Annotated in this window: 25 protein-coding genes; 23 read left to right on the top strand and 2 right to left on the bottom strand. The window is 28.9% G+C overall.

The window, feature by feature from the left end:
- Nucleotides 1-164 precede the first annotated feature (164 nt).
- From spoVAC to holA, 6 genes are all read left to right on the top strand, one after another.
- Nucleotides 165-635, top strand: coding sequence for a stage V sporulation protein AC (gene spoVAC, locus BN6774_RS14260; RefSeq protein WP_066894935.1), 471 nt, complete (start codon nt 165-167; stop codon nt 633-635).
- Between the two features lie 15 nt (nt 636-650).
- Nucleotides 651-1,679: a stage V sporulation protein AD gene (gene spoVAD / locus BN6774_RS14255; protein WP_066894933.1), complete on the top strand. Its 1,029-nt coding sequence runs from the start codon at nt 651-653 to the stop codon at nt 1,677-1,679.
- A 15-nt stretch (nt 1,680-1,694) separates the two neighbouring features.
- Nucleotides 1,695-2,051 carry a stage V sporulation protein AE gene (gene spoVAE / locus BN6774_RS14250; protein WP_066894931.1) on the top strand — a complete coding sequence of 119 codons (357 nt, stop codon included), beginning with the start codon at nt 1,695-1,697 and terminating at the stop codon, nt 2,049-2,051.
- 124 nt (nt 2,052-2,175) lie between these two features.
- A complete protein-coding gene (locus BN6774_RS14245) occupies nt 2,176-4,671 on the top strand; it encodes a P-type ATPase actuator domain-containing protein (RefSeq protein ID WP_066894929.1) in 2,496 nt (831 codons plus the stop codon).
- Nucleotides 4,672-4,695: 24 nt separating this feature from the next.
- Nucleotides 4,696-6,384 carry a ComEC/Rec2 family competence protein gene (locus BN6774_RS14240; protein ID WP_084767045.1) on the top strand — a complete coding sequence of 563 codons (1,689 nt, stop codon included), beginning with the start codon at nt 4,696-4,698 and terminating at the stop codon, nt 6,382-6,384.
- Nucleotides 6,385-6,399: 15 nt separating this feature from the next.
- Nucleotides 6,400-7,431: a DNA polymerase III subunit delta gene (gene holA, locus BN6774_RS14235; protein WP_066894926.1), complete on the top strand. Its 1,032-nt coding sequence runs from the start codon at nt 6,400-6,402 to the stop codon at nt 7,429-7,431.
- 34 nt (nt 7,432-7,465) lie between these two features.
- On the opposite strand, the gene rpsT is transcribed toward holA, so the two are convergent.
- Nucleotides 7,466-7,729 (bottom strand): 30S ribosomal protein S20, encoded by a 264-nt coding sequence (rpsT, locus tag BN6774_RS14230; RefSeq protein ID WP_066894924.1) that lies wholly within the window; start codon nt 7,727-7,729, stop codon nt 7,466-7,468.
- 176 nt (nt 7,730-7,905) lie between these two features.
- On the opposite strand from rpsT, the gene gpr reads away from it, so the two are divergent.
- The 4 genes from gpr to lepA all read left to right on the top strand — a co-directional run bounded on the left by gpr (nt 7,906) and on the right by lepA (nt 12,501).
- Nucleotides 7,906-8,880, top strand: coding sequence for a GPR endopeptidase (gene gpr, locus BN6774_RS14225; RefSeq protein ID WP_066894922.1), 975 nt, complete (start codon nt 7,906-7,908; stop codon nt 8,878-8,880).
- 72 nt (nt 8,881-8,952) lie between these two features.
- Nucleotides 8,953-10,065, top strand: a complete 1,113-nt coding sequence (locus BN6774_RS14220) for a stage II sporulation protein P (RefSeq protein WP_066894920.1) — start codon at nt 8,953-8,955, stop codon at nt 10,063-10,065.
- 65 nt (nt 10,066-10,130) lie between these two features.
- Complete coding sequence (locus BN6774_RS14215) at nt 10,131-10,565, top strand: hypothetical protein (protein WP_066894918.1); 435 nt, start codon at nt 10,131-10,133, stop codon at nt 10,563-10,565.
- A gap of 127 nt (nt 10,566-10,692) precedes the next feature.
- A complete protein-coding gene (gene lepA / locus BN6774_RS14210) occupies nt 10,693-12,501 on the top strand; it encodes a translation elongation factor 4 (protein ID WP_066896703.1) in 1,809 nt (602 codons plus the stop codon).
- A gap of 159 nt (nt 12,502-12,660) precedes the next feature.
- Here the strand turns inward: lepA and BN6774_RS14205 are convergent, their stop codons facing one another.
- Nucleotides 12,661-13,569: a patatin-like phospholipase family protein gene (locus BN6774_RS14205; RefSeq protein ID WP_066894916.1), complete on the bottom strand. Its 909-nt coding sequence runs from the start codon at nt 13,567-13,569 to the stop codon at nt 12,661-12,663.
- A gap of 138 nt (nt 13,570-13,707) precedes the next feature.
- Here BN6774_RS14205 and BN6774_RS14200 point away from each other — a divergent pair, with 138 nt between their 5' ends.
- From BN6774_RS14200 to rpsU, 13 genes are all read left to right on the top strand, one after another.
- Nucleotides 13,708-13,977, top strand: coding sequence for a hypothetical protein (locus BN6774_RS14200; protein WP_066894914.1), 270 nt, complete (start codon nt 13,708-13,710; stop codon nt 13,975-13,977).
- A gap of 128 nt (nt 13,978-14,105) precedes the next feature.
- Nucleotides 14,106-15,242: a radical SAM family heme chaperone HemW gene (hemW, locus tag BN6774_RS14195; RefSeq protein ID WP_066894912.1), complete on the top strand. Its 1,137-nt coding sequence runs from the start codon at nt 14,106-14,108 to the stop codon at nt 15,240-15,242.
- Nucleotides 15,243-15,427: 185 nt separating this feature from the next.
- On the top strand, nt 15,428-16,459 hold the full coding sequence (gene hrcA / locus BN6774_RS14190; protein ID WP_066894910.1) for a heat-inducible transcriptional repressor HrcA: 1,032 nt from the start codon (nt 15,428-15,430) through the stop codon (nt 16,457-16,459).
- 26 nt (nt 16,460-16,485) lie between these two features.
- A complete protein-coding gene (gene grpE, locus BN6774_RS14185; protein WP_066896700.1) occupies nt 16,486-17,124 on the top strand; it encodes a nucleotide exchange factor GrpE in 639 nt (212 codons plus the stop codon).
- 59 nt (nt 17,125-17,183) lie between these two features.
- Nucleotides 17,184-19,049 carry a molecular chaperone DnaK gene (gene dnaK / locus BN6774_RS14180; protein WP_066894908.1) on the top strand — a complete coding sequence of 622 codons (1,866 nt, stop codon included), beginning with the start codon at nt 17,184-17,186 and terminating at the stop codon, nt 19,047-19,049.
- A gap of 91 nt (nt 19,050-19,140) precedes the next feature.
- A complete protein-coding gene (gene dnaJ / locus BN6774_RS14175; RefSeq protein WP_066894906.1) occupies nt 19,141-20,268 on the top strand; it encodes a molecular chaperone DnaJ in 1,128 nt (375 codons plus the stop codon).
- A gap of 222 nt (nt 20,269-20,490) precedes the next feature.
- Nucleotides 20,491-22,041, top strand: a complete 1,551-nt coding sequence (locus tag BN6774_RS14170; protein WP_066894903.1) for a nitrite/sulfite reductase — start codon at nt 20,491-20,493, stop codon at nt 22,039-22,041.
- A 151-nt stretch (nt 22,042-22,192) separates the two neighbouring features.
- Entirely contained in the window at nt 22,193-22,690 is a 498-nt protein-coding gene (tpx, locus tag BN6774_RS14165) for a thiol peroxidase (protein ID WP_066894901.1), read from the top strand.
- Nucleotides 22,691-22,841: 151 nt separating this feature from the next.
- Nucleotides 22,842-23,783, top strand: a complete 942-nt coding sequence (prmA, locus tag BN6774_RS14160; protein ID WP_066894899.1) for a 50S ribosomal protein L11 methyltransferase — start codon at nt 22,842-22,844, stop codon at nt 23,781-23,783.
- Between the two features lie 18 nt (nt 23,784-23,801).
- Nucleotides 23,802-24,557, top strand: a complete 756-nt coding sequence (locus tag BN6774_RS14155) for an RsmE family RNA methyltransferase (RefSeq protein ID WP_066894897.1) — start codon at nt 23,802-23,804, stop codon at nt 24,555-24,557.
- Entirely contained in the window at nt 24,557-25,861 is a 1,305-nt protein-coding gene (gene mtaB / locus BN6774_RS14150) for a tRNA (N(6)-L-threonylcarbamoyladenosine(37)-C(2))-methylthiotransferase MtaB (RefSeq protein WP_066894896.1), read from the top strand. The genes BN6774_RS14155 and mtaB overlap by 1 nt, the downstream gene beginning before the upstream one ends.
- A 156-nt stretch (nt 25,862-26,017) precedes the next feature.
- The gene (locus BN6774_RS14145) at nt 26,018-26,359 is read left to right on the top strand and encodes a histidine triad nucleotide-binding protein (protein WP_066894895.1); all 342 of its coding nucleotides are present in this window, start codon (nt 26,018-26,020) and stop codon (nt 26,357-26,359) included.
- A 118-nt stretch (nt 26,360-26,477) separates the two neighbouring features.
- A complete protein-coding gene (gene rpsU / locus BN6774_RS14140; protein WP_003441547.1) occupies nt 26,478-26,654 on the top strand; it encodes a 30S ribosomal protein S21 in 177 nt (58 codons plus the stop codon).
- Nucleotides 26,655-26,975 lie beyond the last annotated feature (321 nt).

Raw genomic sequence — 26,975 nt, 5'->3', positions numbered from 1 at the left:
TATGTAAATGTTGTTGATTTATTAAAAAAAACTCCTTAGGGAGTTTTTTGTTTTTAAATAAACATAAGTATGAGAATGTTCTAATTTTTATACAAAAACTACCTGTGTTAAATTTTCAAGAAGTGGAATAATAAACTTATAAAATCACAGAAAGGAGTAATAGTATGCCTAAAAAGAAAAGACCAAGTGAACAGCAAATATTTAAAAAATTTCAAACTATTACTGATGCTACAAATCCCAAACCTAAAATTGCAAGAAATTGTGCAAGAGCATTTATTGTGGGGGGAGCAATTTGTACAATAGGTCAAGTGCTTCAAGAGTTATTAACAAAGTATGGATTTCCAGAAGATGAGGTAAAAATGTTACTACCTATAATTATGGTGTTTTTAGGAGCATTATTAACTGGAGTTGGTATATATGATAAAATTGCTTCCTATGGAGGTGCAGGAACTGTAGTTCCAATAACAGGATTCTCAAATGCAATAGTTGCACCAGCCATTGAATTTAAACAGGAGGGATTTGTATTTGGAGTAGCGGCGAAGATGTTTACCATAGCTGGCCCTGTTTTGGTTTATGGAATTGGAAGTTCTGTAATAATAGGAATAATTTATTATTTCATACAACTACTATTTTAGAAAGGATGGTTCAGGATGAATAAAGAAACATCACTAAAAAAGATTGGTAAACAAACGGTAAAGCTTAAGAATCCACCTAAGATTATAGCAGCTTACTCAATAGTAGGACCAAAGGAAGGTGAAGGACCTTTAGGAAGTTATTTTGATGAAATATTAAACGATGATTTATTCGGGAAAGAAAGCTTTGAAAAGGCTGAAAGTGAGATGCTTTATACAGCAATAACAGCTGCTATAAATAGGGCAAATTTAAAGGAAGATGATATAGATTATTTATTTGCAGGAGATCTTTTAAACCAATTAACATCTTCATCTTTTGCTGCTAGAAAGTTGAATATACCTTTCTTTGGATTATATGGAGCATGTTCAACTATGTCAGAATCATTAAGTGTTGCTTCTATGATGTTAGATGGTGGCTTTGGAAGCTATGTGGTTGCAGCTACATCTTCTCACTTTAGTTCGGCAGAAAGACAATTTAGATTTCCTTTAGAATATGGAGCACAAAGAAGTCCATTAGCTCAATGGACAGTAACAGGTGCAGGAGCAATGGTACTAGCTAAAGAAGGAAATTTTCCTGAAGTTACATATATTACAACTGGGGTTGTAAAGGATTATGGGATAAAGGATCCTAATAACATGGGAGCAGCAATGGCACCAGCGGCAGTTAATACTATTTCAATGCACTTTAAAGATACAGGTAGGAATCCTGATTATTATGATGCAATAGTAACAGGAGATTTAGGTAAGGTAGGAAAAGAGATAATTAGTAAATTGTTATTAGAATATGGATATGATATTAGATCTAATTATTACGATTGTGGAGATATGATATTTGATGACACAGTCCAAAATACAGATTCAGGAGGAAGTGGCTGTGGATGTTCAGCAGTTGTATCAACAGGATATTTTTATAAGAAAATGCTTAGAAAAGAAATTAAAAGCATCCTATTAGTATCTACAGGAGCATTAATGAGTACCACTTCATCATTACAAGGAGAAAGTATTCCAGGAATTGCTCATGCAGTTGCAATTGAATTTAATAATTAGAAAGGAGGATTTAGTATGGTATATGTAAGTGCATTTATTGTGGGAGGTATTATTTGTGTAATAGGACAAATCTTAATGGATACAACTAAGTTAACTCCAGCTAGGATATTAGTAATGTTTGTGACAATAGGGGCTATTTTAGGAGCTTTTGGACTTTATGATAAAATAGTTGAAATAGGAGGGGCTGGAGCTAGTATTCCTCTGCCTGGATTTGGAAACTCCTTGGCTAAGGGAGCTATAAAGGCAGTTGAAGAAAAAGGATTAATAGGTGCCTTTACTGGAGGAATAACAGGAACTGCTGCTGGAATAACAGCAGCAATTTTCTTTGGATATTTAATGGCATTAATTTTTAATCCAAAAACAAAATCTTAGATATGTAGAAAATATTAGAAATAATACTTTTAAAAAGCAACTTAACAAATTATACTATAATTGTTAGGTTGTTTTTGCTTAAATATAACATTTTAATTATAGTATTTAAGGAAGGCGGGGTTAAATGGAAAAATATTATGGAAACTCTTGGGTTAAGGTAATAGAGGATTTAGACAGTGATATTCATAAAGGCCTTTATGAAGATGATTGTAATTTAAGAAGAAATATAGAAAATAATAGAATCGAATTGCCATACTCAAAGGGATTTTTTAAGCTTCTTTTAGGAGTTTTAAGGCAAAGATACTTATATGTTTACTTGTTATTTATTACTTTCTTTTTTCTGAATAAATTTTATTTAATGGGAATAGTTTTAAGTTTTTTATTAATTATAAATATATTTTTTAAGCTATATAATGAAATACATAAAGAAAAAGAAATTGAAATTTTACAAAATTTAAATACTTCTCAAGTTTTAGTATTAAGAGAGGGTATAGAAAAATTAGTAGAAGCAGAGAACTTAGTAAAGGGTGATATAGTTTATTTTAGAAAAAATTCTATAATAGCAGCTGATATTAGAATAATAGATAGTGATAATCTTAAAGTAGATGAAAGAGGAGTTACTGGAGATAATCTTATAAAGGAAAAAGACGCTATTAAAATAGAAGATAAAGTTTCATCCATTGGTGAAATATCAAATATGATTTTTAGAGGTTCTATAATTAAAGAAGGATCTGGAAAAGGAATAGTAGTAGAGGTCGGGAAAAATACGCAGCTTGGGAAATTAGTAAATATTATAAGTAATACAAATAATAAAAAAGATATTCTTATAAAGAGTTTAGAAATAAATCTTTTTAAAATAACATTATGTTTAATTTTGGTACATGCTATCTTAATATTAATATTTCCAGGGAAATTATTAGATAAAACTGAACTTTTTGCTCAAGGGGTATTTGCTATTGGTTCTATTCTATTTCCATTGATAGTATTAAATTATGGAAAGTATTATAAAAAATCTTTATTAGAAGATAATAAAATAGAATTAAATAATTTTTCAATATTAGCGTTAATAAAAGATGTAAAGATATTTTTTATGGATAAGCTAGGAAATATATCGAAGAAAGAATTGTATGTAGAAAAACTATATACTAATGAGCAAATTTATTTATCTAATAAAATTGATTCTATAGATATAAATATTAAGAGACTTATAGATATTTCTGTTCTTTGCAACAATGCTAAATATAATGGTGATAATAATTTCATAAAGGGAGATATTTATGAAGTAGCTTATGTAAAATTTGGGATTGATAACTCTGTGTACAAGGGAACACTAGAAAGTTCAAATAGAAGAAAATTTCAAATTACTAATTCGTTTAATGGTGAAATTATTACAACTTTAAATAAAAATAAAAAAGGTTATAGAGCTAATTCAAGAGGAAAGTTAGAAAGTATTCTAGAATGTTGCACACATATTTTAATAAATGGTATAGAAAGAGAAATAACCTCAGAAGATATTATAAAAATTAAACTTGCAGACTTGAATTTCTCAAAGGAAGGATTACTAACAGAAGCTTTCGCATATAGAAGCTTTTATTATGAACCATCTAAATATGAAAATATAGAGAGTAACTTAGTTTTTGTTGGAATTATTGCTTTAGAAAACCCATTAATAGATGATGCTATTGATGATATTAATAACATCCTTGGAGAGGGAGTTCTACCTATTATTTTTACTGATGAAAATAAATTATCAGCTGAGTTCTTCGGTAGAAAATTAGGTTTAGTATCTGAAGGAGAACAAGTAATCTCCGGAGCTGAACTTGAATATTTAAATGATGAAGATTTATTAAAAGCAGTATCTAAAGCTAGAATTTATTGTAAAGTTAATCCTGAAACAAAAAATAAAATTGTTTCGCTATATAATAGGGATGGTTATGGATTTATTGCCGAGGGTGAAACTTTAGCAGACTTATCTATAATAAGTTTAGCTAATCTTGGTATAGTAAAGGGAAAAATTTCAATGCTTTTAAGAAAAATAGGTGATGTTTTCATTGAAAAAAGTAGTATAAAAGCATTTTTTGATCTTAAAGATAGATCTAAAGATATATATGAAAGTACCAAAAGAGGTTTAAATATATATACTATAATAATGCTATCAGAGATAATATTCTTAAATTTTCAGTATTTATTTGGAAAAGGAATATTATCTAAAGAATATTTTATTTTAATGTTGAATTTATTTATTCTTTTCCCTATATTATTACTACACTCAATTTATGGTAAATATAGTTGTATGAATAAAAAGGTTATATTAAGGGGAGCTTTATTTATTCTAATACCAATAATAGCAAATTCATTTTCAAAAGAGAATTATGATGTGATTGGACTTGTATCTATAGGTGGGATTAGTATTTTAGATACATTAATAAATTGTAAGATGTTTAGTAAAAAAAATATAAAAGCACTAAATCTATTTCTAATTTCTATTTTTATATATGCGGTATCAATAGGAGTTTTAGTTATATTAAATAATTTTAAGTTTAATATAATAGAAGTAGTAATTGAAGGATGGCTTTTATTTATTTTCCTTTTAGCAGATTTAATTATAAAAAAATGGTAAGACTTTAAATTGAGGTGTTGCCGTTTGAAATATAAAGAAAATATGAATATATTACTTTATATATTTATAGTTTTTATACTATCAAGTTCTATATTTTTACTGTTTTATAAAGATAAATGGCTAGCAATAATACTTGTTAGCTGTTTTTTTATTTTCCTTGTTTTAATCAGAAAAATAGATTTATTAATTATACTAACTATATTTTTTTTAGTACCTATAGTAAATAATATTTTTTACTATAATTTAAATTTAAGTAATTTAGAAGAAATAAGAATAATATCCTTAAATAATTATGGTGGTATAGGTGAAATAAAGGGGAGAAAATTTTATTTATCTGGTGAAGTTAAAAATCTTAGATTAGGGGATAAGATTTTAGCAAATATAAATGAAACTAAAGATATTAATATTGAGAAAGGAATAATTGGAGAGGTAAGTATAGATAGTTATGAGAAATTAGAGATAGATATTAAGTCTAAAATATATAGTGTTAGAGAAGAAATTTTTAACACCTTAAGAGAAAAGCTAGGAAGCAGGAGATCAGCATTAATTACATCTATGGCTTTTGGATATACTGAATTTTTAGATAGAGAAGATACAAATAATATGAAAAATTTAGGGATTCTACATGCTGTTTCAGTATCTGGTCTCCATATGGTTTTAGTTTATTCTTTATTAAGAAAGATATTTGGTGAGAAGATGGCTCCAATAATAGCAATAATTTATGTTATTTTTACTGGATGTGCTACTTCAACCATTAGGGCATATATAATGCTTTTATGTCTAAGCTTAGCAGTACCATTTAGAAGAAGCTATAATCCTTTAGCAGGTTTATCATTAGCAGGAATAATACTTATTTTATATAAGCCCTATAGCCTTTTTGAGGTAGGGTTTCAATTAAGTTTTTTATCTACAATAGGTATTATATTATTTAATAAAAAAATGAATAAATATTTTTATAGGCTTCCTAAAATTATAAGAGAAGGGACTTCAATAAGTTTATCATCACAGGTATTTACATTTCCATTTTTAATTTTATACTTTAAAGAGTTTTCTTTGGGATTTCTTGTAGGAAACTTACTTTTAATACCTTTAATTAATATTATTGTGATTTTAGGAAATATTTTAGCTGTAACATTTAAATTCAAAGTTTTATTTAATTATTTAGCTTTTTTATGTTATTATTTTACTTTGGTATTAGATATACTTTCAGAAAAATTAATTACCATTTTACCAAATACCTTGTATTTAAATGAAATAATAGCTATCAGTTATATTATTTTACTAATTACTATTTATTTTTATAAAAAGGGGTATAAAAATGCTATTTATTTTAATTTGACTATAATTATATATTTATATTTTATATTTTATAGTCCATTTCCTAAAATTGAATATTATAAAGATGGAATAATGTCAATTAGTTTTAAGGGAGAAAGAAATGTAATAGCACTAAAAGAAGGAGTAAAATTAGATAAATATAAATCAATAACATTTTCTAAAAAAGAATATGAAAATTTTAAAAGGATTAGGATTAAAGATTATCTAGAAATAGAAAAACTAAATAAAGATATATTAATAAAAAACAGGGATAAGAAATATTTAATACAGTTAAGTAAGAAGAAAAATCACTATAATTATGATATAATAGACTGCAAACATAGTAATTATTTTAAAATTATTTTTTTGAAAAATAGGATTTTAGTTTTTAATTAGGAAAGGTAGATTATTTTGATAGATTTTGATGTACTAGAAGGCGAAGTTAAGAAAGGTAAGATTGAAAATTCTTATATATTTTGTGGGCTAGATGAAGAACTTATTAAGGAAGGTATAAATTTAATAGTGAAAAATAACATTGATGATTCTTTGTTAGATTTAAATTGTATAAGATTAGATGGATTAACTACAACCTTTGATGATATTATGAATGCTTGTGAAACTATGCCATTTATGGGGGACAAAAAAGTTGTTATAGTTTATAGATCAAGTTTTTTAAAGGATAAGACAGATTCAGCAGGAACTAAATTATATAATGAGATGTTAAAGTATTTAAAGGATTTACCTCCTTATACAATCTTAATAATGTATTATTTATTTAATGATAAAAGAGATACACCTAAAAAAAGTAGTAAGGTTAAAGCCTTAGATAAAGTTTCAAAAGTAGTGCATTTTGATAAATTAAAGAAGGATAGATATTATAAAAAGGTTGAAGAGGTATTTAAGGAAAAAGGAAAAGAAATAGGGAAAGTTGAATTAAGATATTTTGCAGAAAAGGTACAAAATAATTTTAATATAATAAGAAGAGAAGTGGATAAAGTTATAGCTTATACAAAGGACAGATCCATAACTAAAGATGATATAGATAAGCTAATAGCAAATTCTAGTGAGGATGATATTTTTGATTTAATTGATTTTATATCTCAAAAGAAGGTAGAACAAACTTTAGATTTACTTTATGAATTATTATCAAAAAGTGATCAACATATGCTTATTATTTCTAATATAGAAAACAATTTTAAAAGACTTTATGAGATAAAAATACTTCTTCAACATGGAGAAAGAATAGATGGAATTGCTAGTAAATTTAAGCTTCCAACCTTTGTAGTTGAAAAATTAATAGGCCAATGTAATAAATTTTCATTAAAACAACTTCAAAAAATTATGGAAATTTGTTTAGAAACTGAAAATAAAATTAAAACTACTGGTGTAGATAAGAATATGGAAATGGAACTTATGATATTTAACATATTTATGACAAAATAATAGCCGATCCAATTTGGATCGGCTTCTTATTTGATTACGCCATAGCGTTTAACTTTGCAGCTAATCTTGATTTCTTTCTAGCTACCATGTTCTTGTGACATACTCCTTTTTGAGCAGCCATGTCTAAAGCTTTAACAGCTTTAGGGAAAAGAACCTTAGCTTCTTCTACGTTGTTTGCAGCAACAGCTACTTCAAACTTCTTTATAGCAGTCTTTAAAGCTGATTTGATCATTCTGTTTTGAGCAGTTTTAGCTTCAGTAACCTTTATTCTCTTTTTTGCTGATTTAATGTTTGCCATTCTAAATTCACCCCCTTAATAATTTTATAGGGTCTCTTTTGCAGTTTTGGGGAAATCTGCGTTCGAGTTCGTTTTTAACATACTAGATTATATCATTGAAACTTTATAAGTTCAAGTATTAAATTGAAACATTAAGGAAAAATAAAAGGGATAATAGATTTTTTGGAGGTTTTTTTATGATTAATGTTAGAACGGATTTGGCCATTGAAGCACGTGATATGTATACTAAAGAAAATAAGAGGGAACTTGATGGAGTTATTGTTGATGAAGAAAAAGAAGGCGATATAAAAATAACTACAGTAACTATTGAAAGTGATGAGGCAGGTAGGGAACTTGGAAAACCAAAGGGGAATTATATTACAATAGATTTTCCTGAATTTACACACTATGATGGAGAATCTATGGATAATGTTTCAAAGGTTGTTGATAATGTTTTAAGTAGATTAGTAAATTTACCAGAAGAAAAAACAGCATTAGTTGTAGGGCTTGGAAACTGGAATGTTACTCCTGACTCTTTAGGACCGAAGGTTACAGAAAAAATAATGGTAACAAGACATTTAAAACAAGTTATGCCGGAGGCAATAGATGATTCAGTAAGACCGGTTTGCTGTATATCACCAGGAGTACTTGGAATTACAGGGATTGAAACTGGTGAAATTATAAAATCATTAGTAGATAAAATAAAACCAGATTTAGTAATTTGTATAGATGCTTTAGGTTCAAGAAAGCTTGAAAGAGTAAATAGAACTATTCAAATAAGCGATACAGGTATATCACCAGGAGCTGGAGTTGGAAACCATAGAATGAAAATAAATGAAGAATCTTTAGGCGTTAAGGTAATTGCAATAGGTGTTCCAACAGTGGTTCATGCAGCTACTATAGCAAATGATACTATAGATCTTGTTTTAGATGAACTTATAAGTAAGGCTCAAAAAGGTAAAGAATTTTATAATATGTTAAAGTCACTAGATAAGGTTGAAAAAAGCCAATTAATTAAAGAGGTTTTAGATCCATTCGTAGGAGATTTAATGGTTACTCCGAAGGATGTAGATGCTGTAATTGAGTCATTAGCAAAGATAATTGCTAATGGAATTAATATGGCAGTTCAACCTAACCTGGATATGGAGGATATAAATAAATTTATGAATTAAAAAATTTTTTTATAAATTTATTAATAATTATGTAACTCTCTCAATATACTTATTAGAGAAAGGGGGAGTTGCATGTATTCTTTAGGGCAAGGATTGCAAAGTAAGAAAAGACTAAAAAAAGGTGGAAATTTAGGGGTAAATGGTAATAAATTTAGTTTAGGATATTTAATTATTATAATAGCTTTTATTATATTTTTAATAAGAGGAATAACAGTTATTAAAAGCTATAAAGAACCAGGAGGATATGCTTATGTTCAAATGTTAAACTTTTCAATGCCAGTTGTAAAAACAGCAGTATATGATGAAGGGGTATATGCAGATAATAATCTTTCTTTAAAAAATGTAGTACTAGAAGCTTTAGGGATTAGAGGTATAAATGCTTATAATATAGTTGGAAAAGAGATTGGATTATTTAGTAATATACTTGGTGGTTCAGATATAGTATCTTCATTTAAAAAATTAACACCATTTTCATTAAAAAATGAAAGTATTGCAAAGATGACAGCTGAAGAAATTGCTGAACTTAATAAAGTAAGTGCAGCTTATGATCCAAGCTTGAAGAAAAACTTGGATAATTCAAAACCAGAAGTATTAATATTCTCTACTCATACAACAGAAAACTATTCTGAAAGAGAAAATTTAACTACTGACAATGATTTTAATGTAGTTGGGGTTGGAGAAATCTTAGCTAATGAATTAGAAGAAGGATATGGAATATCTGTAATTCATGATAAAACTAATCATAGTGTATCTTATAGTGAAGCTTATTCAAGGTCAAATGAAACTTTGAAAAAATATTTAGATGAATATGGGGATTTTAAGGTAATAATTGATCTTCATAGGGATGGCGTTGATGGGGCTAAGGCTGAACAATTAAAAAGTGTTTATACTATAAATTTAAATGAGCAAAATTTAGCTAAAATGATGTTTGTTACAGCTCCGAATAGTGGTAGATATGAAGCAAATAAAGCTTTTGTAGAGAATTTATATAATATTGGAAACAAGTTATTTCCAGGTTTAATAAGAGATATTCATGAAATTAATCCAGCTGCGACAGCTATTAACTATAGCTTAAGTGATAATTTTATACTTATAGAAGATGGATCGAATGTAAATACTGCTCAAGAAGCAAAGCTAACAAGTAAATATATTGCAAGAATAATAGCTGAGTATCTAAATAGATAAAAAATGAATAAAATATATTCTTTATGAGCATCCTTTAGATATTAAAAAAACTAGGGGGTGCTTTTTTGATTAATAAAAAAGTTATAATTGGAACAGTTATTTTCTTTATAATAACCTTATTGGGATTTATTCAAATTAACATTATTAATACGAAGGCCTTATCTCCAGTAGGTAATGGTGAAGACAACTATGAATTGGTTAAGGAGGAGTTTGGAAAAGACTTTGAAGAATTTATAAAAGATGATGCAGAAGTTAAAATATATACTCCTAACGAGAATAATGAAAACACAACCATTAGAGTAACAAATAAAGAATATATAATAAATATGAATAATAAGATAACTGAAAATTTTTATAAAATGGGCGGATTTTTATATAATGGTTTAGATAGTATAATAAATAAGGTAAGTGGAAAAGTTAAAAATAACACTGAGAAAGATAGCAAAAGTGAAGATTTAGATAAGATAATCGATGATTTTTTAGAAAAGAATGATAACTAGAGGTTAGAACATATTAACAACTTCACATTTGTATTGACACACAACCTAGACTTTATGATATAATTTACCTTGAAATTTAAAATGGGGGTGAAGTGACTATTAGCTTAATTAGTTGATAGTTTTATATATGAGTAGTAATAGACAACAACATATTAGAAATTTTTCTATAGTAGCCCATATAGATCATGGGAAGTCAACCCTAGCTGATAGATTATTAGAAGCCACAGGAACTCTTACTCAAAGGGAAATGGAAGAACAGATTCTTGATAATATGGAAATAGAAAGAGAAAGAGGAATAACTATAAAGTCTCAAGCGGCAAGACTTATTTATAGAAGACCTGATGGAGAAGAATATATATTAAATCTAATTGATACTCCAGGACACGTAGATTTTACATATGAAGTTTCAAGAAGCTTAGCTGCATGTGAAGGAGCTGTATTAGTAGTAGATGCAACTCAAGGAGTTCAAGCACAAACTTTAGCAAACTGCTATTTAGCTTTAAACAATGACTTGGAAATTGCACCAGTTATTAATAAGGTTGATTTGCAATCTGCAAGACCAGAGGAAGTTAAACAAGAAATAGAAGATATTATTGGTATAGAAGCAGAAGATGCTCCAATGATTTCTGCTAAAACTGGATTAAATATTCAAGATGTATTAGAAACTGTAGTTGAAAAGATACCAGCACCAAATGGAGATGAAGATGCACCGCTTAAGGCATTAATCTTTGATTCCTATTATGATAGCTACAAGGGTGTTGTTTCTTATGTAAGGATCTTTGATGGTACTATAAAACCAGGAACTAAAATTAAGCTTATGGCTACTAATAAAGTATATGAAGTAACTGAAGTTGGAGTATTTACTCCAAAGATTTTACCTATTGGAGAACTAAGAGCTGGAGATGTTGGTTATATTGCTGCATCTATAAAAAATGTTAGAGATGCAAGAGTTGGAGATACTATAACTGAAGCAGATAGACCAGTAGCAGAAGCATTACCAGGATATAAGCCTGCAGTGCCTATGGTTTACTCAGGTATTTATCCAGTAGATGGAGCAAAATATCAAGAGCTAAAGGATGCTTTAGAAAAGCTTCAAATCAACGATGCTGCATTGAGTTTTGAACCAGAAACTTCAGTAGCCTTAGGGTTTGGATTTAGATGTGGATTCTTAGGATTATTACATATGGAAATAATTCAAGAAAGAATAGAAAGAGAATTTAACTTAGATATTATAACAACTGCACCATCAGTTATTTATAAGGTTATAAAAACTAATGGAGAGGTTATTGAATTAACTAACCCAACAAATCTTCCAGAAGCCACAGAAATAGAGTATATGGAAGAGCCGGTAGTAAAGGCAAGTATAATAGCTCCTTCTGATTATGTAGGAGCGGTAATGGAATTATGTCAAGAGAGAAGAGGAACATTTATTGACATGCAATATTTAGAAGAAACTAGAGTTTCAATAAATTATGATATTCCATTAAATGAAATAGTTTATGATTTCTTTGATACTTTAAAATCTAGAACAAGAGGATATGCATCCTTAGATTATGAATTTAAAGGATATACTCAAACTGAATTAGTTAAACTTGATATTATGTTAAATGGAGATGTTGTAGATGCTTTATCTATGATAGTTCCTAGAGAAAAAGCTTACGAAAAGGGAAGAGGAATAGCTGAAAAACTTAAAGAAATAATTCCTAGACAAATGTTTGAAGTGCCAATTCAAGCTGCTGTAGGATCTAAAATAATAGCAAGAGAAACTGTTAAAGCTATGAGAAAAGACGTTCTTGCAAAATGTTATGGTGGAGATATTTCAAGAAAGAAGAAGCTATTAGAAAAGCAAAAAGAAGGAAAGAAGAGAATGAGACAAGTAGGCTCAGTTGAAATTCCACAAGAAGCATTTATGGCAGTTTTAAAAGTAGATAAATAAAAAAATATACTAAATAAAAGATATTATCAAAAGGGGCTGTTTTATACAGCCCCTTTTTGATAGATAACTATAAGAGTAAGGTGGTAATATTATTCATTAACAAGAAATGTTAATATACTTTATTATATATTAGAAAATAAAAAGTGTTACTTAAATGTATTATTTTAAATAAATAGAGTCTAAAAAATTAAATAAACTAGATAAATCGCAAGTGCTTCCTATTAGTTTTAGGTAAGGAATAAACTTATAATCATCTAATTCAATAAATTTAGGAACTATTGGACTTATTCTAAAATAATTTTTCTTTAAAAAGGTTTTACAATACATATCTTCTAAATCAGACATTCCGTCCATTAATAATGCTAGTAATGGTGATTTCATTTTAGAAAAAGGATGAAAAGACCATTGTGCTATCCCCCATTTTTCGGTTTTTCCCATGATTTTTTCAGGACTATTTCCTGTGCCAATTGATAATAGAACAATATCTTGAATATTATATTTAGGTATAGAAGATAATGTTGCCATTAAAGAAATTGCTGTAGGAGAGTTTGCTATAACACCTCCATCAATATAGTTTTTATAAGATGGAAAGTATGTAGGAGCAGCGGAACTAGCTAATATAGCATCTTTAGCTAGAAAATTGCTTGTTGAGTTATTAGATAAATTATTAAAAAATACTGGTTCCCATGAATTTTGGCTATTATCACCTAAATAGAAGGCTGGAATAAAAATGTATCTTTGAAAGTCTGAAATTTTAAAGTTATCATCAAAATAATTAGAAAGAATATTTTTTAAAGTTTTATTACTAAATTTAGGTTTTATTAAATTAAGTTTAGAAGAGGAAAATATAGATTTTGCTATAGGTTTACTATATAACTTACTTAAATCTTCTAAAGGAACTCCTTTAGCTAAAAAGGACGCAATTATAGCACCTGTAGATGTACCAGCAAAAAGATCAATCTCATTTAAGAAATTTGGGTGTTTAAGAATTATTCTATTTAAAATTTCAATGCTTAAAGCTCCTTTAATTCCACCACCATCAAAGGCGAGAATTTTAAATTTCTTCAAAATAAACCTCCTAAAATTATGAATAATTATTAATATATAATATTCAAAAAAAATTTTATTGATATAAAGATAGATGTAATTAAATTAAAAGCATGAAAATATATTTAAAGTGTAAAGTGAATTTAGTGAGGTGGATTTATGATAGAAGTAAATATTAGAGATGTAAAGAAAAAGGGGAAGACTTTAAGAAATAATGGAATAATAACAGGAACATTAAAAAGAAAGGATGGGAGAGTATTTTCTATAGAAACATTTGGCAATAACATTGATACTTTAGTAGCTAGAAGTGGGTTAAACTTAAATTTAGAAATAAAGTTTCAAGGTGAGGTATTAAATACAAAGATAGATAGGGTTCAAAGAGATACCTTATTCCATAATATAATAAATATCGATTTATTAGAAAAGTAAGTTAAAAACTCCTTCTGGAGTTTTTTTCTTTGATTTTTAATTTATCATTTTTTTAGAGCTAATATACTTTTTATTTTCTTTTTGTATAATAAGGATAAGAAGAATTAATTAAGGAAAGAGTTGATGAAATGGAAAACAAAAAAGAATTATCACTTTATATACATATACCTTTTTGTAAACAAAAATGTTTTTATTGTGATTTCCCTTCATATGCTTCTATTGACTATTTAAGAGAAGATTATGTAGAAGCTTTATGCAAGGAAATAGAAGGTAAAGCTATTAATTATAAAATAAAGAGCATATTTATAGGTGGTGGAACTCCATCTTATTTAGATACAAAAGAAATAATTAAAGTATTAGAATCTATAAATAGGCTTAACTTAACTGAAAATATGGAGTTCACTATGGAGTGTAACCCAGGAGCTTTAGAAGAAGAAAAGCTTAAGGCAATGATTGATGGCGGAGTAAATAGAATAAGTATGGGGCTTCAAGCCGTTCAAAATTCATTTCTAAAGGATATTGGAAGAATTCATACTTTTAATCAATTTGAAGAAAATTTTAATTTAGCAAGGAAAGTTGGATTTAAAAATATAAATGTAGATTTAATGTTTGGACTCCCTAATCAAAAAGTATATGAGTGGATAGAGTCTTTAGAAGTTATTGCAAAATTAAACCCTGAGCATATTTCTGCTTATAGCCTAATTATTGAAGAAGGAACTGCCTTTTATAAACTTTGGGAAAAAAATAAATTAATTTTACCCTCTGAAGATGAAGAAAGAGAGATGTATTCTATAACTAAGAGTATATTAAAAAAATATGGCTACCATCAGTATGAAATATCTAATTTTGCTAGAGAAGGATATGAATGTTATCACAACAAGGTTTATTGGAGAAATGATGAATATTTAGGAATTGGCTCTGCTTCCACATCTTTTATAGATAATAAGAGGATAAAAAACATAGAAAATGTAAAAGATTATATAGATAAAATAAGAAATAATGAAGATGTTATTGAAGATATTACCATAAATACTATAGAAGATAGTATGGAAGAATTTGTTTTTATGGGATTAAGAATGATTGAAGGAATAAATATTAATGAATTTAAAGAACGATTTGGTGTTACTATAGAAAGTATATATAAAAATGTAATTGATATAAATATTAATAAAAATCTTCTTGTTTTAAAAAACGATAAATTAAGCCTAACAGAAAAAGGAATAGAACTATCTAATTCAGTTATGAGTGATTTTATATTAAATTAAGCGTTATAGAAAAATAGAGAAAATAATAGAAAATTAAAGAAAAAGAAGGATAAATTAATAAAATTAAATGAGATTATTTATTTTATTAATTAATGGAATTGACAAAAAAGTCAATAAGGAATATATTGATATTGTAGTCATTAGCACTCGATGATACTGAGTGCTAACAGATAGAGGTGATATTAATGGCTATTGATGAAAGAAAAATAAAAATACTTCAGGCTATCATTAATGACTATATCTTAACAGGAGAGCCAGTAGGCTCAAGAACAATAGCTAAAAGATATGACTTAGGGGTTGGATCAGCTACTATTAGAAATGAAATGGCTGATTTAGAAGAAATGGGTTATTTAGAGCAACCTCATACTTCTGCGGGAAGGGTACCGTCCAATAAGGGATATAGATTATACGTAGATAAGCTAATGGATACAGGAAGTCTTACCAAGGATGAGGAGTTAAAAATTAAAGAATACCTAATTAATTCAGCAATGTATGAAGTTGATAAAATAGTAAAGCAAGCTTGTTCTTTATTATCAGAGCTTACTAATTTAACTACTGTAGTACAGACTCCATCTGTAAGAAGTAGTTATATTAAGTCCATACAATTACTTCCTATAGATAGTCATAATTTGGTTTCAGTAATAGTAGCAGACAGTGGAGTTATTAAAAATCATAGAATAATAGTTAATAATATGCCAAGGCCTGAAACTATTCAAATGATAAATAAGGTCTTAAATTTAAGACTGAGAAACTTAACAATTGAAGAAATTAACTTGGAAGTAATAAATAACCTTAAACATGAATTAGCTGGTTTTGAAGAAGTCTTTAATGGATTGCTTCCTGCATTATATGAAACCTTAAAGGAATCAAACAATACAGAAGTATTTGTAGAAGGAGCAACCAATATTTTTAATTATCCTGAATATAACAATATTGAAAAGGCAAAAGAAATTTTAGCTTTAATTAATGATAAGGATAATTTATTAGATTTAATTGAACCAGGAAGTGATATAACTATTAGAATTGGAGAAGAAAATTTCTTCCCAGAGGCAAAAGATTGTTCTATTATTTCTGCAGAATATTCTTTAGATGGTAGACCGATAGGAAAGATTGGATTAATCGGACCAAAAAGAATTAATTATTCTAAGGTTGTTGCAATTATGAATCAAGTTATGAAAGAGCTTAATAAAAGTTTGAGAAATCAAATTATAGAATAAAGAAATGAGGTGTTTTTGTGGAGGATATGAAGGAAAGATTAGAAAACCAAGAAGAATTAGAAAATAATGCTGAGGTTGATAATGAATTAGAGGCTGATAACAACGAAGATATAAACGTTGAATCAGAAATACCTGAACCTTCAAGTGATGTAGCAGATGACTCTTCAGAAGATATAGCTTTTGAAAATAATGATAAGGAAAATGAATTAAATAGTATGCGTAAGTTAAAGGATGAAAATAAGAAGTTAACTAATGAAGTAGAAGCATTAAAAGAAAGATTAGTTAGATTAACAGCAGAATATGAGAATTATAGAAAAAGAACTGCTAAAGAAAAGGAAGGAATATACACTGACGCATGTACAGACGTACTAAAAGAAATGATTCCTGTTCTTGATAATTTAGAAAGAGCAGTAGCTGTAGATGGAAGTGCAGAAGATATTAAAACTGGAATAGAAATGACTATAAAAGGTTTTAAAAATTCCTTTGAAAAATTAGGGGTTGAAGAAATAGATGCAACAGGAGAGTTTGATCCAAACTATCATCAAGCAGTAATGCATATTGAAGATGAGAATTTTGGAACAAATTCAATAGCAGAAGTATTCCAAAAGGGATACAAAAGAGGAGAAAAAATAATTAGATACACTGTAGTAAAGGTAGCTAATTAAGATTAAGACATATTAACTAAATTTCAATATAGAAGATAGTTTTTAGGAGGAAATAGATTATGGGAAAAATTATAGGAATCGATTTAGGAACAACTAACTCATGTGTAGCTGTAATGGAAGGTGGAGAACCAGTTGTTATCAGTAACTCAGAAGGAGCAAGAACAACTCCATCAGTAGTTTCATTCCAAGCAAATGGAGAAAGATTAGTAGGACAAATCGCTAAAAGACAAGCGATTACTAACCCAGATAAAACTGTAATCTCTATTAAGAGACATATGGGAACAAATTACAAAGTTAATATAGATGGAAAAGACCATTCACCACAAGAAATATCAGCAATGGTACTTCAAAAAATTAAAGCTGACGCAGAAGCTTATTTAGGAGAAACTGTAACTCAAGCTGTTATTACAGTACCTGCATATTTTAATGACTCAGAAAGACAAGCAACTAAAGATGCTGGTAAAATAGCTGGATTAGAAGTTTTAAGAATCATAAATGAACCAACAGCAGCTGCTTTAGCATATGGATTAGATAAAATGGATACTAACCAAAAGATATTTGTTTATGACTTAGGTGGTGGTACATTTGACGTATCTATACTAGAACTTGGCGATGGTGTGTTTGAAGTTTTATCAACAAACGGAGATACTAAGCTTGGTGGAGATGACTTCGACCAAAGAATTATGGACTTTATCGCAGAAACATTTAAAGCTGAAAATGGAATAGATTTAAGAAATGATAAAATGGCACTTCAAAGATTAAAAGAAGCTGCTGAAAAAGCTAAGATTGAATTATCTTCATCAATGCAAACAAATATAAACTTACCATTTATAACAGCAGATGCAACAGGTCCAAAACACATAGATATGAACTTAACTAGAGCTAAATTTAATGAAATTACTCATGATTTAGTTCAAAGATCAATAGAGCCAATGAAGAAAGCATTATCAGATGCAGGTCTTTCATTAAGCGATATAGATAAGGTAATATTAGTTGGAGGATCTACAAGAATTCCAGCAGTAGTAGATGCTGTTAAGAACTTTACAGGAAAAGAACCTTCAAAGGGAGTTAACCCAGATGAATGTGTTGCAGTTGGAGCAGCAATTCAAGCAGGTGTATTAACTGGAGAAGTTAAGGATGTATTATTATTAGACGTTACACCATTAACATTAGGAATTGAAACATTAGGTGGAGTTGCTACACCACTTATCGAAAGAAACACTACAATTCCTACTAAGAAGAGCCAAACTTTCTCAACGGCAGCAGATGGTCAAACATCAGTTGAAATTCACGTAGTTCAAGGTGAAAGACAAATGGCAGCTGACAACAAAACATTAGGAAGATTTACTCTATCTGGAATAGCTCCAGCACCAAGAGGAATTCCTCAAATTGAAGTTACATTTGATATAGATGCTAATGGACTAGTTAAGGTATCAGCTTTAGATAAGGCAACAAATAAGGAAGCAAATATTACAATTACAGCTTCAACTAACTTAAGTGATGATGAAGTTGAAAGAGCAGTAAAAGAAGCAGAAAAGTTTGCTGAAGAAGATAAAAAGAGAAAAGAAAAAATAGAAGTTAAAAATAATGCAGACCAAGTTTCTTATCAAACAGCTAAGGCTTTAGAAGAATTAGGTGATAAGGTATCAGCAGAAGAAAAAGCTACAGTTCAAGCTAAATTAGATGAATTAAATAAAGTAAAAGATGGCGAAGATATAGAAGCTATAAAAAATGCAATGGAAGAATTAAATAAAGAATTCTATGCATTATCTTCAAAAATGTATCAAGCAGCTGGTGGTGCAGAAGGTTTTGACCCAAATAACATGGGTGGAGCAGGCTTTGATCCAAACAATATGGGTGGAGCAAACACAGCTCAAGACGATAATGTAGTAGATGCAGATTTTGAAGTTAAAGACGATAAATAGTTGTAACCTATTAGTTTTGTATATATAATATTGGAGGGAAGGCAAATGTCGTCTTCCCTTTTATAAAGTTTAAAAATGGTGGTGAAAATAGATGGCAAATAAGGACTATTATGCAACCCTTGGACTTGAAAAAGGTGCTTCAGATGAAGAAATTAAAAAGGCCTTTAGAAAGCTAGCTATAAAGTATCATCCTGATAAAAATCAAGGTAATAAGGAAGCTGAAAATAAATTTAAAGAAATAAATGAAGCTTATCAAGTGCTTTCAGATCCAGAGAAAAAAGCTACTTATGATAGGTATGGAACAGTTGACTTTGATGGCAGTGGATTTGGATCAGGTGGATTTGGTGGCTTTGATTTTTCAGATATGGGTGGATTTGGAGATATATTTGAAAGCTTCTTTGGCGGCGGTGGCGGCGGAAGAAGAAAAAATGGTCCTCAAAGAGGTTCAGATTTAGAATATACTATTAATTTAACATTTGAAGAGGCTGTTTTTGGGATTGAAAAAGAAATATCCATAGATAGAAGTGAAAATTGCGAAACTTGTAAAGGAAGTGGAGCAAAAGAAGGTACTTCTAAAAAGACATGTCCAACATGTAATGGGCAAGGTCAAGTAAGAGTACAAAGACAAACTCCTTTAGGAAGTTTTGTAAGTACTTCAACATGTAATAATTGTGGTGGAACTGGAAGTGTTATTGAAGAACCATGTACTTCTTGTCATGGAAGAGGGCATGTAAGAAAAACTAGAAAGATCAAGGTTAACATTCCAGCAGGTGTAGATACTGGAAATGTAATGCCTTTAAGAGGTCAAGGAAATCATGGAACTAATGATGGACCACCAGGAGATTTATATGTAAGAATTAATGTAGCTCCTTCTAAGAAGTTCGTAAGAAAAGGAAATGATATCTATATAGACACTAATATTTCTATGGGAAAGGCTGCTTTGGGAACAGAAATAACAGTTGCAACAGTAGATGGAGATGTTAAATATACTATTCCTGCTGGAACTCAATCAGGAACACTATTTAGGTTAAAAGGAAAAGGTGTTCCAAGAGTAAATTCATCAGGAAGAGGAGATCAATATGTTAAGGTAATAGTAGATATTCCTAAGAATTTAAATGAGAAGCAAAAGGATGCATTAAGGGCATTTATGGAAGCTTGTGGAGAAAATGTTGGAGAAGGAACTCCGCATAAAAAAGGTTTAAAGGATTTATTTAAATAAGAAGAATTAGCTTTTGCTAATTCTTTTTTATTATATATAGGAAATTATATATGAAAACTTATTTTTTTATAAAAAAATAAAATATGTGCAAACTAAAGTATATATTAACTAAAGCATAGTAATAAGTAAATCTTATTATTATAATAAGAATATCTAATAAGTAAATAATGTTTTTAATGTTATAATTTACATTGGCATTAAAGTTTAAAAGAGGTGGCAAAAATGGAAGAATTAAAAAAAGTTTTATATGGAGAAATAGAAGAGTTTAGAAAAACTGGACACAAATTTGTTAATGGTGAGTTAAACCTAATGCAATTTAAGCATGCATCAGGGGGATTTGGTGTATATGCACATAAGGGTGGAAAGGAATTTATGATACGACTTAGAATCCCTTCAGGTATAACTAATGTTGCTGAAATGAAGAAAGTATATGATTTTGCAAAGAAATATGGCTTAGATAAAATTCATTTTACAACACGTCAAGCTATACAATTACACGGATTAAACATAGATGAAATTTGTGATTTAATGAAGGAAGCTTTAGATAATGATATATACACAAGAGGTGCTGGTGGAAACTATCCAAGAAATGTAGCTATGTCTCCTTTAGCTGGAGTAGATCCCAATGAAGCTTTTGATGTAACTCCATATGGATTGGCAATAGGAAACTATTTTTTAGAAAGAATATATACTTATAAGTTGCCAAGAAAGCTTAAAGTTTCTGTTTCAGGTGGAAGTGATGATGCTGCACATTGTACAGTTCAAGATTTAGGATTTGTTGCAGTAAATAAAGATGGAAAAGAATATTTTGAAGTTTATTTAGGTGGAGGATTAGGTCAAAATCCTAAGATAGCTGCAAAATACAATGAATTAATTGATCCAAAAGATGTGTTATATTATGTGGAAGCTATGGTTAAAATGTTCATGGCAGAAGGAGACTATGAAAATAGAAATAGAGCACGTGTAAGATATATATTAGATAGAATGGGTGAAAAAGACTTCTTAGCTTGTTATAAAAAACATGTAAATGAAGTTATAGAAAAAGAAAATTTAGAAATAGACGTTAAGGCTAAGTCTTATGATAAAAAAGGAATAGAAATTGAATTAGAAGATTCAAGATTATTTAATCAAAAACAAAATGGACTATATAGTGTTTATTTACATCCTATTGGAGGACAGCTATTAATAAAAGATTTAAAAGAAATTTTAGATTTAATAAGTAATTTCAAAGACATTGATATAAGATTAGCTATGTCTGAGGGGATTTATTTTAGAAACTTAAATGGAGAAGAAGCTAAAAAATTATTACAACTAACTGAAAATATGAGTGCAAAGACTAAATTCGAGCAAAGTGTATCTTGTATAGGTGTTCCAATTTGTCAAATAGGATTATGTAATAGCCAAGGAACTCTAAATGCAGTTATGGACTATTTTAAAGCTAATAATGGAAATATGCATGTATTACCAACAGTTCATTTTTCAGGATGTCAAAACTCTTGTGGAGTTCATCAAATAGGCTCAATTGGATTTACTGGAAAGAAGAAAAGAGTTGGAGATAAGGTAGATGAATGCTTTAGTCTATTTATAGGAGGAGCATATGGAATAGGTGAAACTAAGCTAGGAGTAGTTTATGGAGATCTTCCGGCAGCTAAAATACCTGAATTTTTACTTGAATTATCAAAGACAATTGAAAGTAGTAATTTAAGCTTTAATGAGTATATAATAAGTAAAGAAGATGAATTTAAAGGATTAGTTAATAAATACGAAGTATAAACAATTACATTAGTCTAACTAAGTTGAAATGATGGATTTTTAAAATAATAAATATTTACAAATAATAATTATTAGATGTATAATGAGAATATATAAAAAATGATTATTTTGGAAAAGATAAAATAGAATTTCAATTTAGGAGGAATATATAATGAAAACAGTAAAATTTCAAGGTTCACCAATTACTTTAGAAGGAAATATAATTTCAGTTGGAGATAAATTACCTAGCTTTAAGGTTACAACTAATGATTTAGGGGAATTTACAGAAAAGGATACAAAGGGAGTTAGAGTATTTTTAACAGTACCATCAATTGATACACCAGTGTGTAATATGGAAGTTAAAAAGTTTAATGAACAAATTGATAAATTAGATGGAGTAACTTGTTATACTGTATCAATGGATTTACCTTTTGCTCAAAGTAGATGGTGTGCTTTAGAAGGTGTGGAAAAAGTTAAGACACTTTCAGATTATAAGGATAGAAGCTTTGCACAAGCTACAGGAACTTATGCTAAGGAACTTGGATTATTAACAAGAGCATCATTTGTAGTAGATTCAAATGATAATGTTACTTATGTTGAATATTTAGATGAAATAACAAGTGAACCAAGTTATGATAAGATATTAGAAGCAGCAAAAGCAGTGAAATAATTATAATTTACATAAAGCACCGATTTTTCGGTGCTTTATTTTTTGAAAATTAGAAGGCTATATGAAACTTTTTGACTTTAAACCTAGACAGAAAGTTAACATAAGTGTAAAATAATAAATTAGTCAAATATCTTTGAAAGGACTGATTTTAATGGAAGGAACATGGATTGAAGTTAGAGTTATAACAAAAAGTGAAGCTCTAGAACCAGTTTCAGGAATTTTCTATGGATTAGATTGCAAAGGGGTTGCAATTGAAGATCCAAATGACATATTAGAGAGAGAGCAAGGACCATTAACTTGGGATTTTGCAGATATAAATGTATTAGAACATAAAGGAAAGGTAGCTGTTGTTAAAGCCTATTTTTCAGAAGAAGATAACATAGATGAAGTTCTAAAATATGTTAATGAGAAGATGGAAGAAATTAAAGAACTTGGAATAGACACTGGAGATTACGAAGTTGAAAGTGAAAAAATGTATGAAGAAGATTGGGCTAATAACTGGAAGAAATATTATAAACCTACTAAGGTTGGAGAAAGAATAGTAGTAAAACCAATTTGGGAAGAATATGAAGCAAAAGAAGATGAGTTGGTTTTAGAATTAGACCCAGGTATGGCTTTTGGAACTGGAACACATGAAACAACAAGAATGTGTATTCAAGCTTTAGATAAATACGTTAAAGCAGAAAGTACTGTTTTTGATGTTGGATGTGGATCAGGAATACTTGCTATTGCCGCAGCAAAATTAGGTGCTAAAAGAGCTGTTGGAGTAGACTTAGATCCAGTTGCCGTTGAATCTGCAAGGGAAAATGTAGGCTTTAACAATTTGAATAATATAGAAATATTATATGGCAATTTAGTTGAAGTAATAGATGGAAAAGCAGACATTGTAGTTGCTAATATTATTGCAGAGGTAATTTGTATATTAACAGAAGATGTTAAGAGAGTTTTAAAAGAGGATGGTTATTTTATAACATCGGGAATAATTCATGATAGGGTAGATATGGTTACTAAAAAACTTGAAGAAACAGGTTTTGAAGTAGTTGAAATAAATAAAGATGGGGAATGGAACTGTATAGTTGCAAAATTAAAATAGTTTTAAGGAGATTGAGGGATGCATAAATTTTTTACTCCTAAAGAAAATTTTATAGAAAAAACAGCAAAAATTTTAGGTGATGATGTAAAACACTTATATAAAGTATTAAGGCTAAATGAAGGGGATAAAATAGTCTTAAATAATTGTGATGGAGAAGAATTTTTAGCTAACATAAGAACTATTAGTAAGCAAGAAGTTATTGTTGATATAGAGGAAAAACTTGAAATAAATAATGAAAGTGAAGTTAAAATATATTTATTTCAAGGGTTGCCAAAGGCTCAAAAGATGGATTTAATAGTTCAAAAGGGAACAGAATTAGGAATAACTGAATTTATACCTACATTAACGGAAAGAGTAGATATAAAGTTAAAAGGCGACTTTAAAAAATTAGATAGACTAAATAGAATTGCTTTAGAGGCGGCAAAACAAAGTAAAAGAACTGTTATACCTAAGGTTACAGAGCCTATTTCCTTTGAGGATGCCTTATATAGATTAAAAGCATTAGACTTAGCTATAGTTCCTTATGAAAATGCGGAAAATTTTGGTATAAAAACATTGTTTAATGATGAGAATATTGATACATCTAAAATAAAAACTGTTGGAATATTAGTTGGTCCAGAAGGTGGATTTGAATTAAGTGAAATAAACAAACTAAAAGAAAATGGTGCTTATATTGTAACCTTAGGAAGTAGAATCCTTAGAACAGAAACGGCAGGTTTTGTTGCTACTTCATTAGTTCAATATGAGCTTGGAGATTTAGGAGGAAGTAAATAATGAAAGTTGCATTTTCTACTCTTGGATGTAGAGTTAACGTATATGAATCAGAGGCTATGGCTGAAAAATTTATAAGAGAAGGCTATGAGGTTGTAGAAGCTAATGAAGTAGCAGATGTATATGTAATAAATACATGTACTGTTACTAATATGGGAGATAAAAAATCTAGACAGATTATAAGTAGAGCAAGAAGACTTAATGAAAATTCTGTAATTGCAGTTGTAGGTTGTTACTCACAAATTGCCCCAAAGGAAGTTTCTGAAATTCCTGGAGTTGATGTAGTTTTAGGAACAAGAAACAAGGGGGATGTAGTTTACTATGTAAACAAAGCAAGAGAAGAAGGAAAGTCACAAGTTCATGTTGAAGGTGTGCTTAAAAATAAAAAATTTGAAGAATTAAATATTGAAGAATACCAAGATAAGACTAGAGCTTTCTTAAAGATACAAGATGGATGTAATAGATTTTGTACATATTGTATAATACCTTATTCAAGAGGATCAGTTTGCTCAAAAGATCCAAAGAAGGTGTTAGAGGAAGTAAATAAGTTAGCAGATCATGGATTTAAGGAAATTATACTTTCAGGTATTCACACTGCTTCCTATGGATTAGATTTAGAAGGAAGTGTTAACCTTATAGATATTATTGAAGAAATAGAAAAGGTTGAAGGTATAGAGAGAATAAGAATAGGATCTATAGAACCTGCTTTCTTTACTCCTGAAGTAATAGAGAAGATTAAAGGGTTTAAAAAGCTGTGCCCTCACTTCCATCTATCATTACAAAGTGGTTGTGATGCTACTCTTAAGAGAATGAATAGAAGATATACTGCTGAAGAGTATGCAGCTTCAGTTGAGCTTTTAAGAAAAACATTGCCAGATGTATCTATTACAACTGATGTAATAGTAGGATTCCCAGGGGAAACAGAAGAAGAATTTAATGAAACATATGAGTTCTTGAAAAAAATAAAACTTACAAAAACTCATGTGTTTAAATATAGTCCAAGAAAAGGTACTAGAGCTGCTGAGATGGGGGATCAAATAGATGGTAGTATTAAAGAGAAAAGAAGTAAGTTACTAATAGAATTAAGCAATAAAAATGAAAAAGAATTTACAGAAAAGTTTATCGGTAAAGAAATGGATGTTCTTATAGAAACAGAAGTTAAAGGTCAAGAGGGTGTATATGAAGGATACACAAGAAATTATATAAAAGTACATGTTCCTTGCACTTGTGCCGATGTAACTGGTAAAATAGTAGATATAGAAATAACAGAAGCAGAAAATGAATATGGAATAGCGAAGCTACTTTAGAATGTAAAATTAAGAATGAAAAATGAAGAATTATTGTTGAAACTCAGCAAGCTGAGTTTCTGAATTAAAATTTTCTTAATTCAGCTATGCTGAATTATAGCCTTAATTTTACATTTTACATTCTACATTTTAAATTTGCAAAGGGGGTGTTAATTTATGAGTTGTATATTTTGTAAAATAGTAAATGGAGAAATCCCAAGTAATAAAATATATGAAGACGATAAAGTATTAGCTTTTCATGATATTAGTCCTGAAGCTCCTATTCATTTTTTAGTAATACCTAAGGAGCATATAAAAAGTGCTAATGATTTAAATGAGAAAAATGCACATATTATCTCACATATTTTCTTAGTTATTAATAAAATAGTAAGAGAGCTTAATATAGCTGAAACAGGTTATAGAATAGTAAATAACTGTGGAAAAGATGGAGGGCAAACCGTAGATCATATGCACTTCCACGTGCTAGGTCAAAGGGATTTAAAATGGCCACCAGGCTAAATACTTTATATGAAATAGTTGACTTTAGAGTATGCCTATTGTATAATATAGCGTGTGTTATTAAGCCCGTAGCTGAGTTAAATTAATTAATTTGAGCTAGCGGAGGGAGGGATAATAGATGTCAGAAATAAAAGTTGGAGAAAACGAAACACTTGAAAGTGCATTAAGAAGATTCAAGAGAAAATGTGCTAGAGCGGGAGTTCTTTCAGAAGTTAGAAAGAGAGAACACTATGAAAAGCCAAGCGTGAAGAGAAAGAAGAAATCAGAAGCTGCTAGAAAGAGAAAATTCAAGTAGAACTATTTTGATTTATTTTCAATGTAACTTAATTAATTAAGTAAGCTATTATTGGAGGCTATAATTATCCAATAAGTCTAAGTGTATTTTTAATACATTAAGGTTGAGGGCTATAGTTTATGTATTTGTCAAAAGTGTAAAATAATTATACTTGAATAAAGGGAATAGATGAGATTTGAAATTTCAAATCTTGTTATATTACCTTCCTCAGCAGTTAATAAAAGAAAAATAAAATTATTAAAGAAACGGCTACACCATTGGTGTTAATAACATTTGTAACTTTAAAGTTATATGAAAAGACAATTTTATAAGAGTATTATT

The organism is Clostridium nigeriense (genome assembly GCF_900086595.1).
Classification (GTDB): domain Bacteria; phylum Bacillota; class Clostridia; order Clostridiales; family Clostridiaceae; genus Clostridium; species Clostridium nigeriense.
Note: the sequence above shows the minus strand (reverse complement) of the source record. Positions and strands in the feature narration are given on the sequence as shown.

Bases quoted from the DNA above. Each gene is read 5' to 3' on its own strand.
- spoVAC (WP_066894935.1), top strand. From the start codon at position 165: ATGCCTAAAAAGAAAAGACCAAGTGAACAGCAAATATTTAAAAAATTT.
- spoVAD (WP_066894933.1), top strand. From the start codon at position 651: ATGAATAAAGAAACATCACTAAAAAAGATTGGTAAACAAACGGTAAAG.
- spoVAE (WP_066894931.1), top strand. From the start codon at position 1,695: ATGGTATATGTAAGTGCATTTATTGTGGGAGGTATTATTTGTGTAATA.
- BN6774_RS14245 (WP_066894929.1), top strand. From the start codon at position 2,176: ATGGAAAAATATTATGGAAACTCTTGGGTTAAGGTAATAGAGGATTTA.
- rpsT (WP_066894924.1), bottom strand. From the start codon at position 7,729: ATGGCAAACATTAAATCAGCAAAAAAGAGAATAAAGGTTACTGAAGCT.
- gpr (WP_066894922.1), top strand. From the start codon at position 7,906: ATGATTAATGTTAGAACGGATTTGGCCATTGAAGCACGTGATATGTAT.
- BN6774_RS14220 (WP_066894920.1), top strand. From the start codon at position 8,953: ATGTATTCTTTAGGGCAAGGATTGCAAAGTAAGAAAAGACTAAAAAAA.
- lepA (WP_066896703.1), top strand. From the start codon at position 10,693: ATGAGTAGTAATAGACAACAACATATTAGAAATTTTTCTATAGTAGCC.
- BN6774_RS14200 (WP_066894914.1), top strand. From the start codon at position 13,708: ATGATAGAAGTAAATATTAGAGATGTAAAGAAAAAGGGGAAGACTTTA.
- hemW (WP_066894912.1), top strand. From the start codon at position 14,106: ATGGAAAACAAAAAAGAATTATCACTTTATATACATATACCTTTTTGT.
- hrcA (WP_066894910.1), top strand. From the start codon at position 15,428: ATGGCTATTGATGAAAGAAAAATAAAAATACTTCAGGCTATCATTAAT.
- grpE (WP_066896700.1), top strand. From the start codon at position 16,486: ATGAAGGAAAGATTAGAAAACCAAGAAGAATTAGAAAATAATGCTGAG.
- dnaK (WP_066894908.1), top strand. From the start codon at position 17,184: ATGGGAAAAATTATAGGAATCGATTTAGGAACAACTAACTCATGTGTA.
- dnaJ (WP_066894906.1), top strand. From the start codon at position 19,141: ATGGCAAATAAGGACTATTATGCAACCCTTGGACTTGAAAAAGGTGCT.
- BN6774_RS14170 (WP_066894903.1), top strand. From the start codon at position 20,491: ATGGAAGAATTAAAAAAAGTTTTATATGGAGAAATAGAAGAGTTTAGA.
- tpx (WP_066894901.1), top strand. From the start codon at position 22,193: ATGAAAACAGTAAAATTTCAAGGTTCACCAATTACTTTAGAAGGAAAT.
- prmA (WP_066894899.1), top strand. From the start codon at position 22,842: ATGGAAGGAACATGGATTGAAGTTAGAGTTATAACAAAAAGTGAAGCT.
- BN6774_RS14155 (WP_066894897.1), top strand. From the start codon at position 23,802: ATGCATAAATTTTTTACTCCTAAAGAAAATTTTATAGAAAAAACAGCA.
- mtaB (WP_066894896.1), top strand. From the start codon at position 24,557: ATGAAAGTTGCATTTTCTACTCTTGGATGTAGAGTTAACGTATATGAA.
- BN6774_RS14145 (WP_066894895.1), top strand. From the start codon at position 26,018: ATGAGTTGTATATTTTGTAAAATAGTAAATGGAGAAATCCCAAGTAAT.
- rpsU (WP_003441547.1), top strand. From the start codon at position 26,478: ATGTCAGAAATAAAAGTTGGAGAAAACGAAACACTTGAAAGTGCATTA.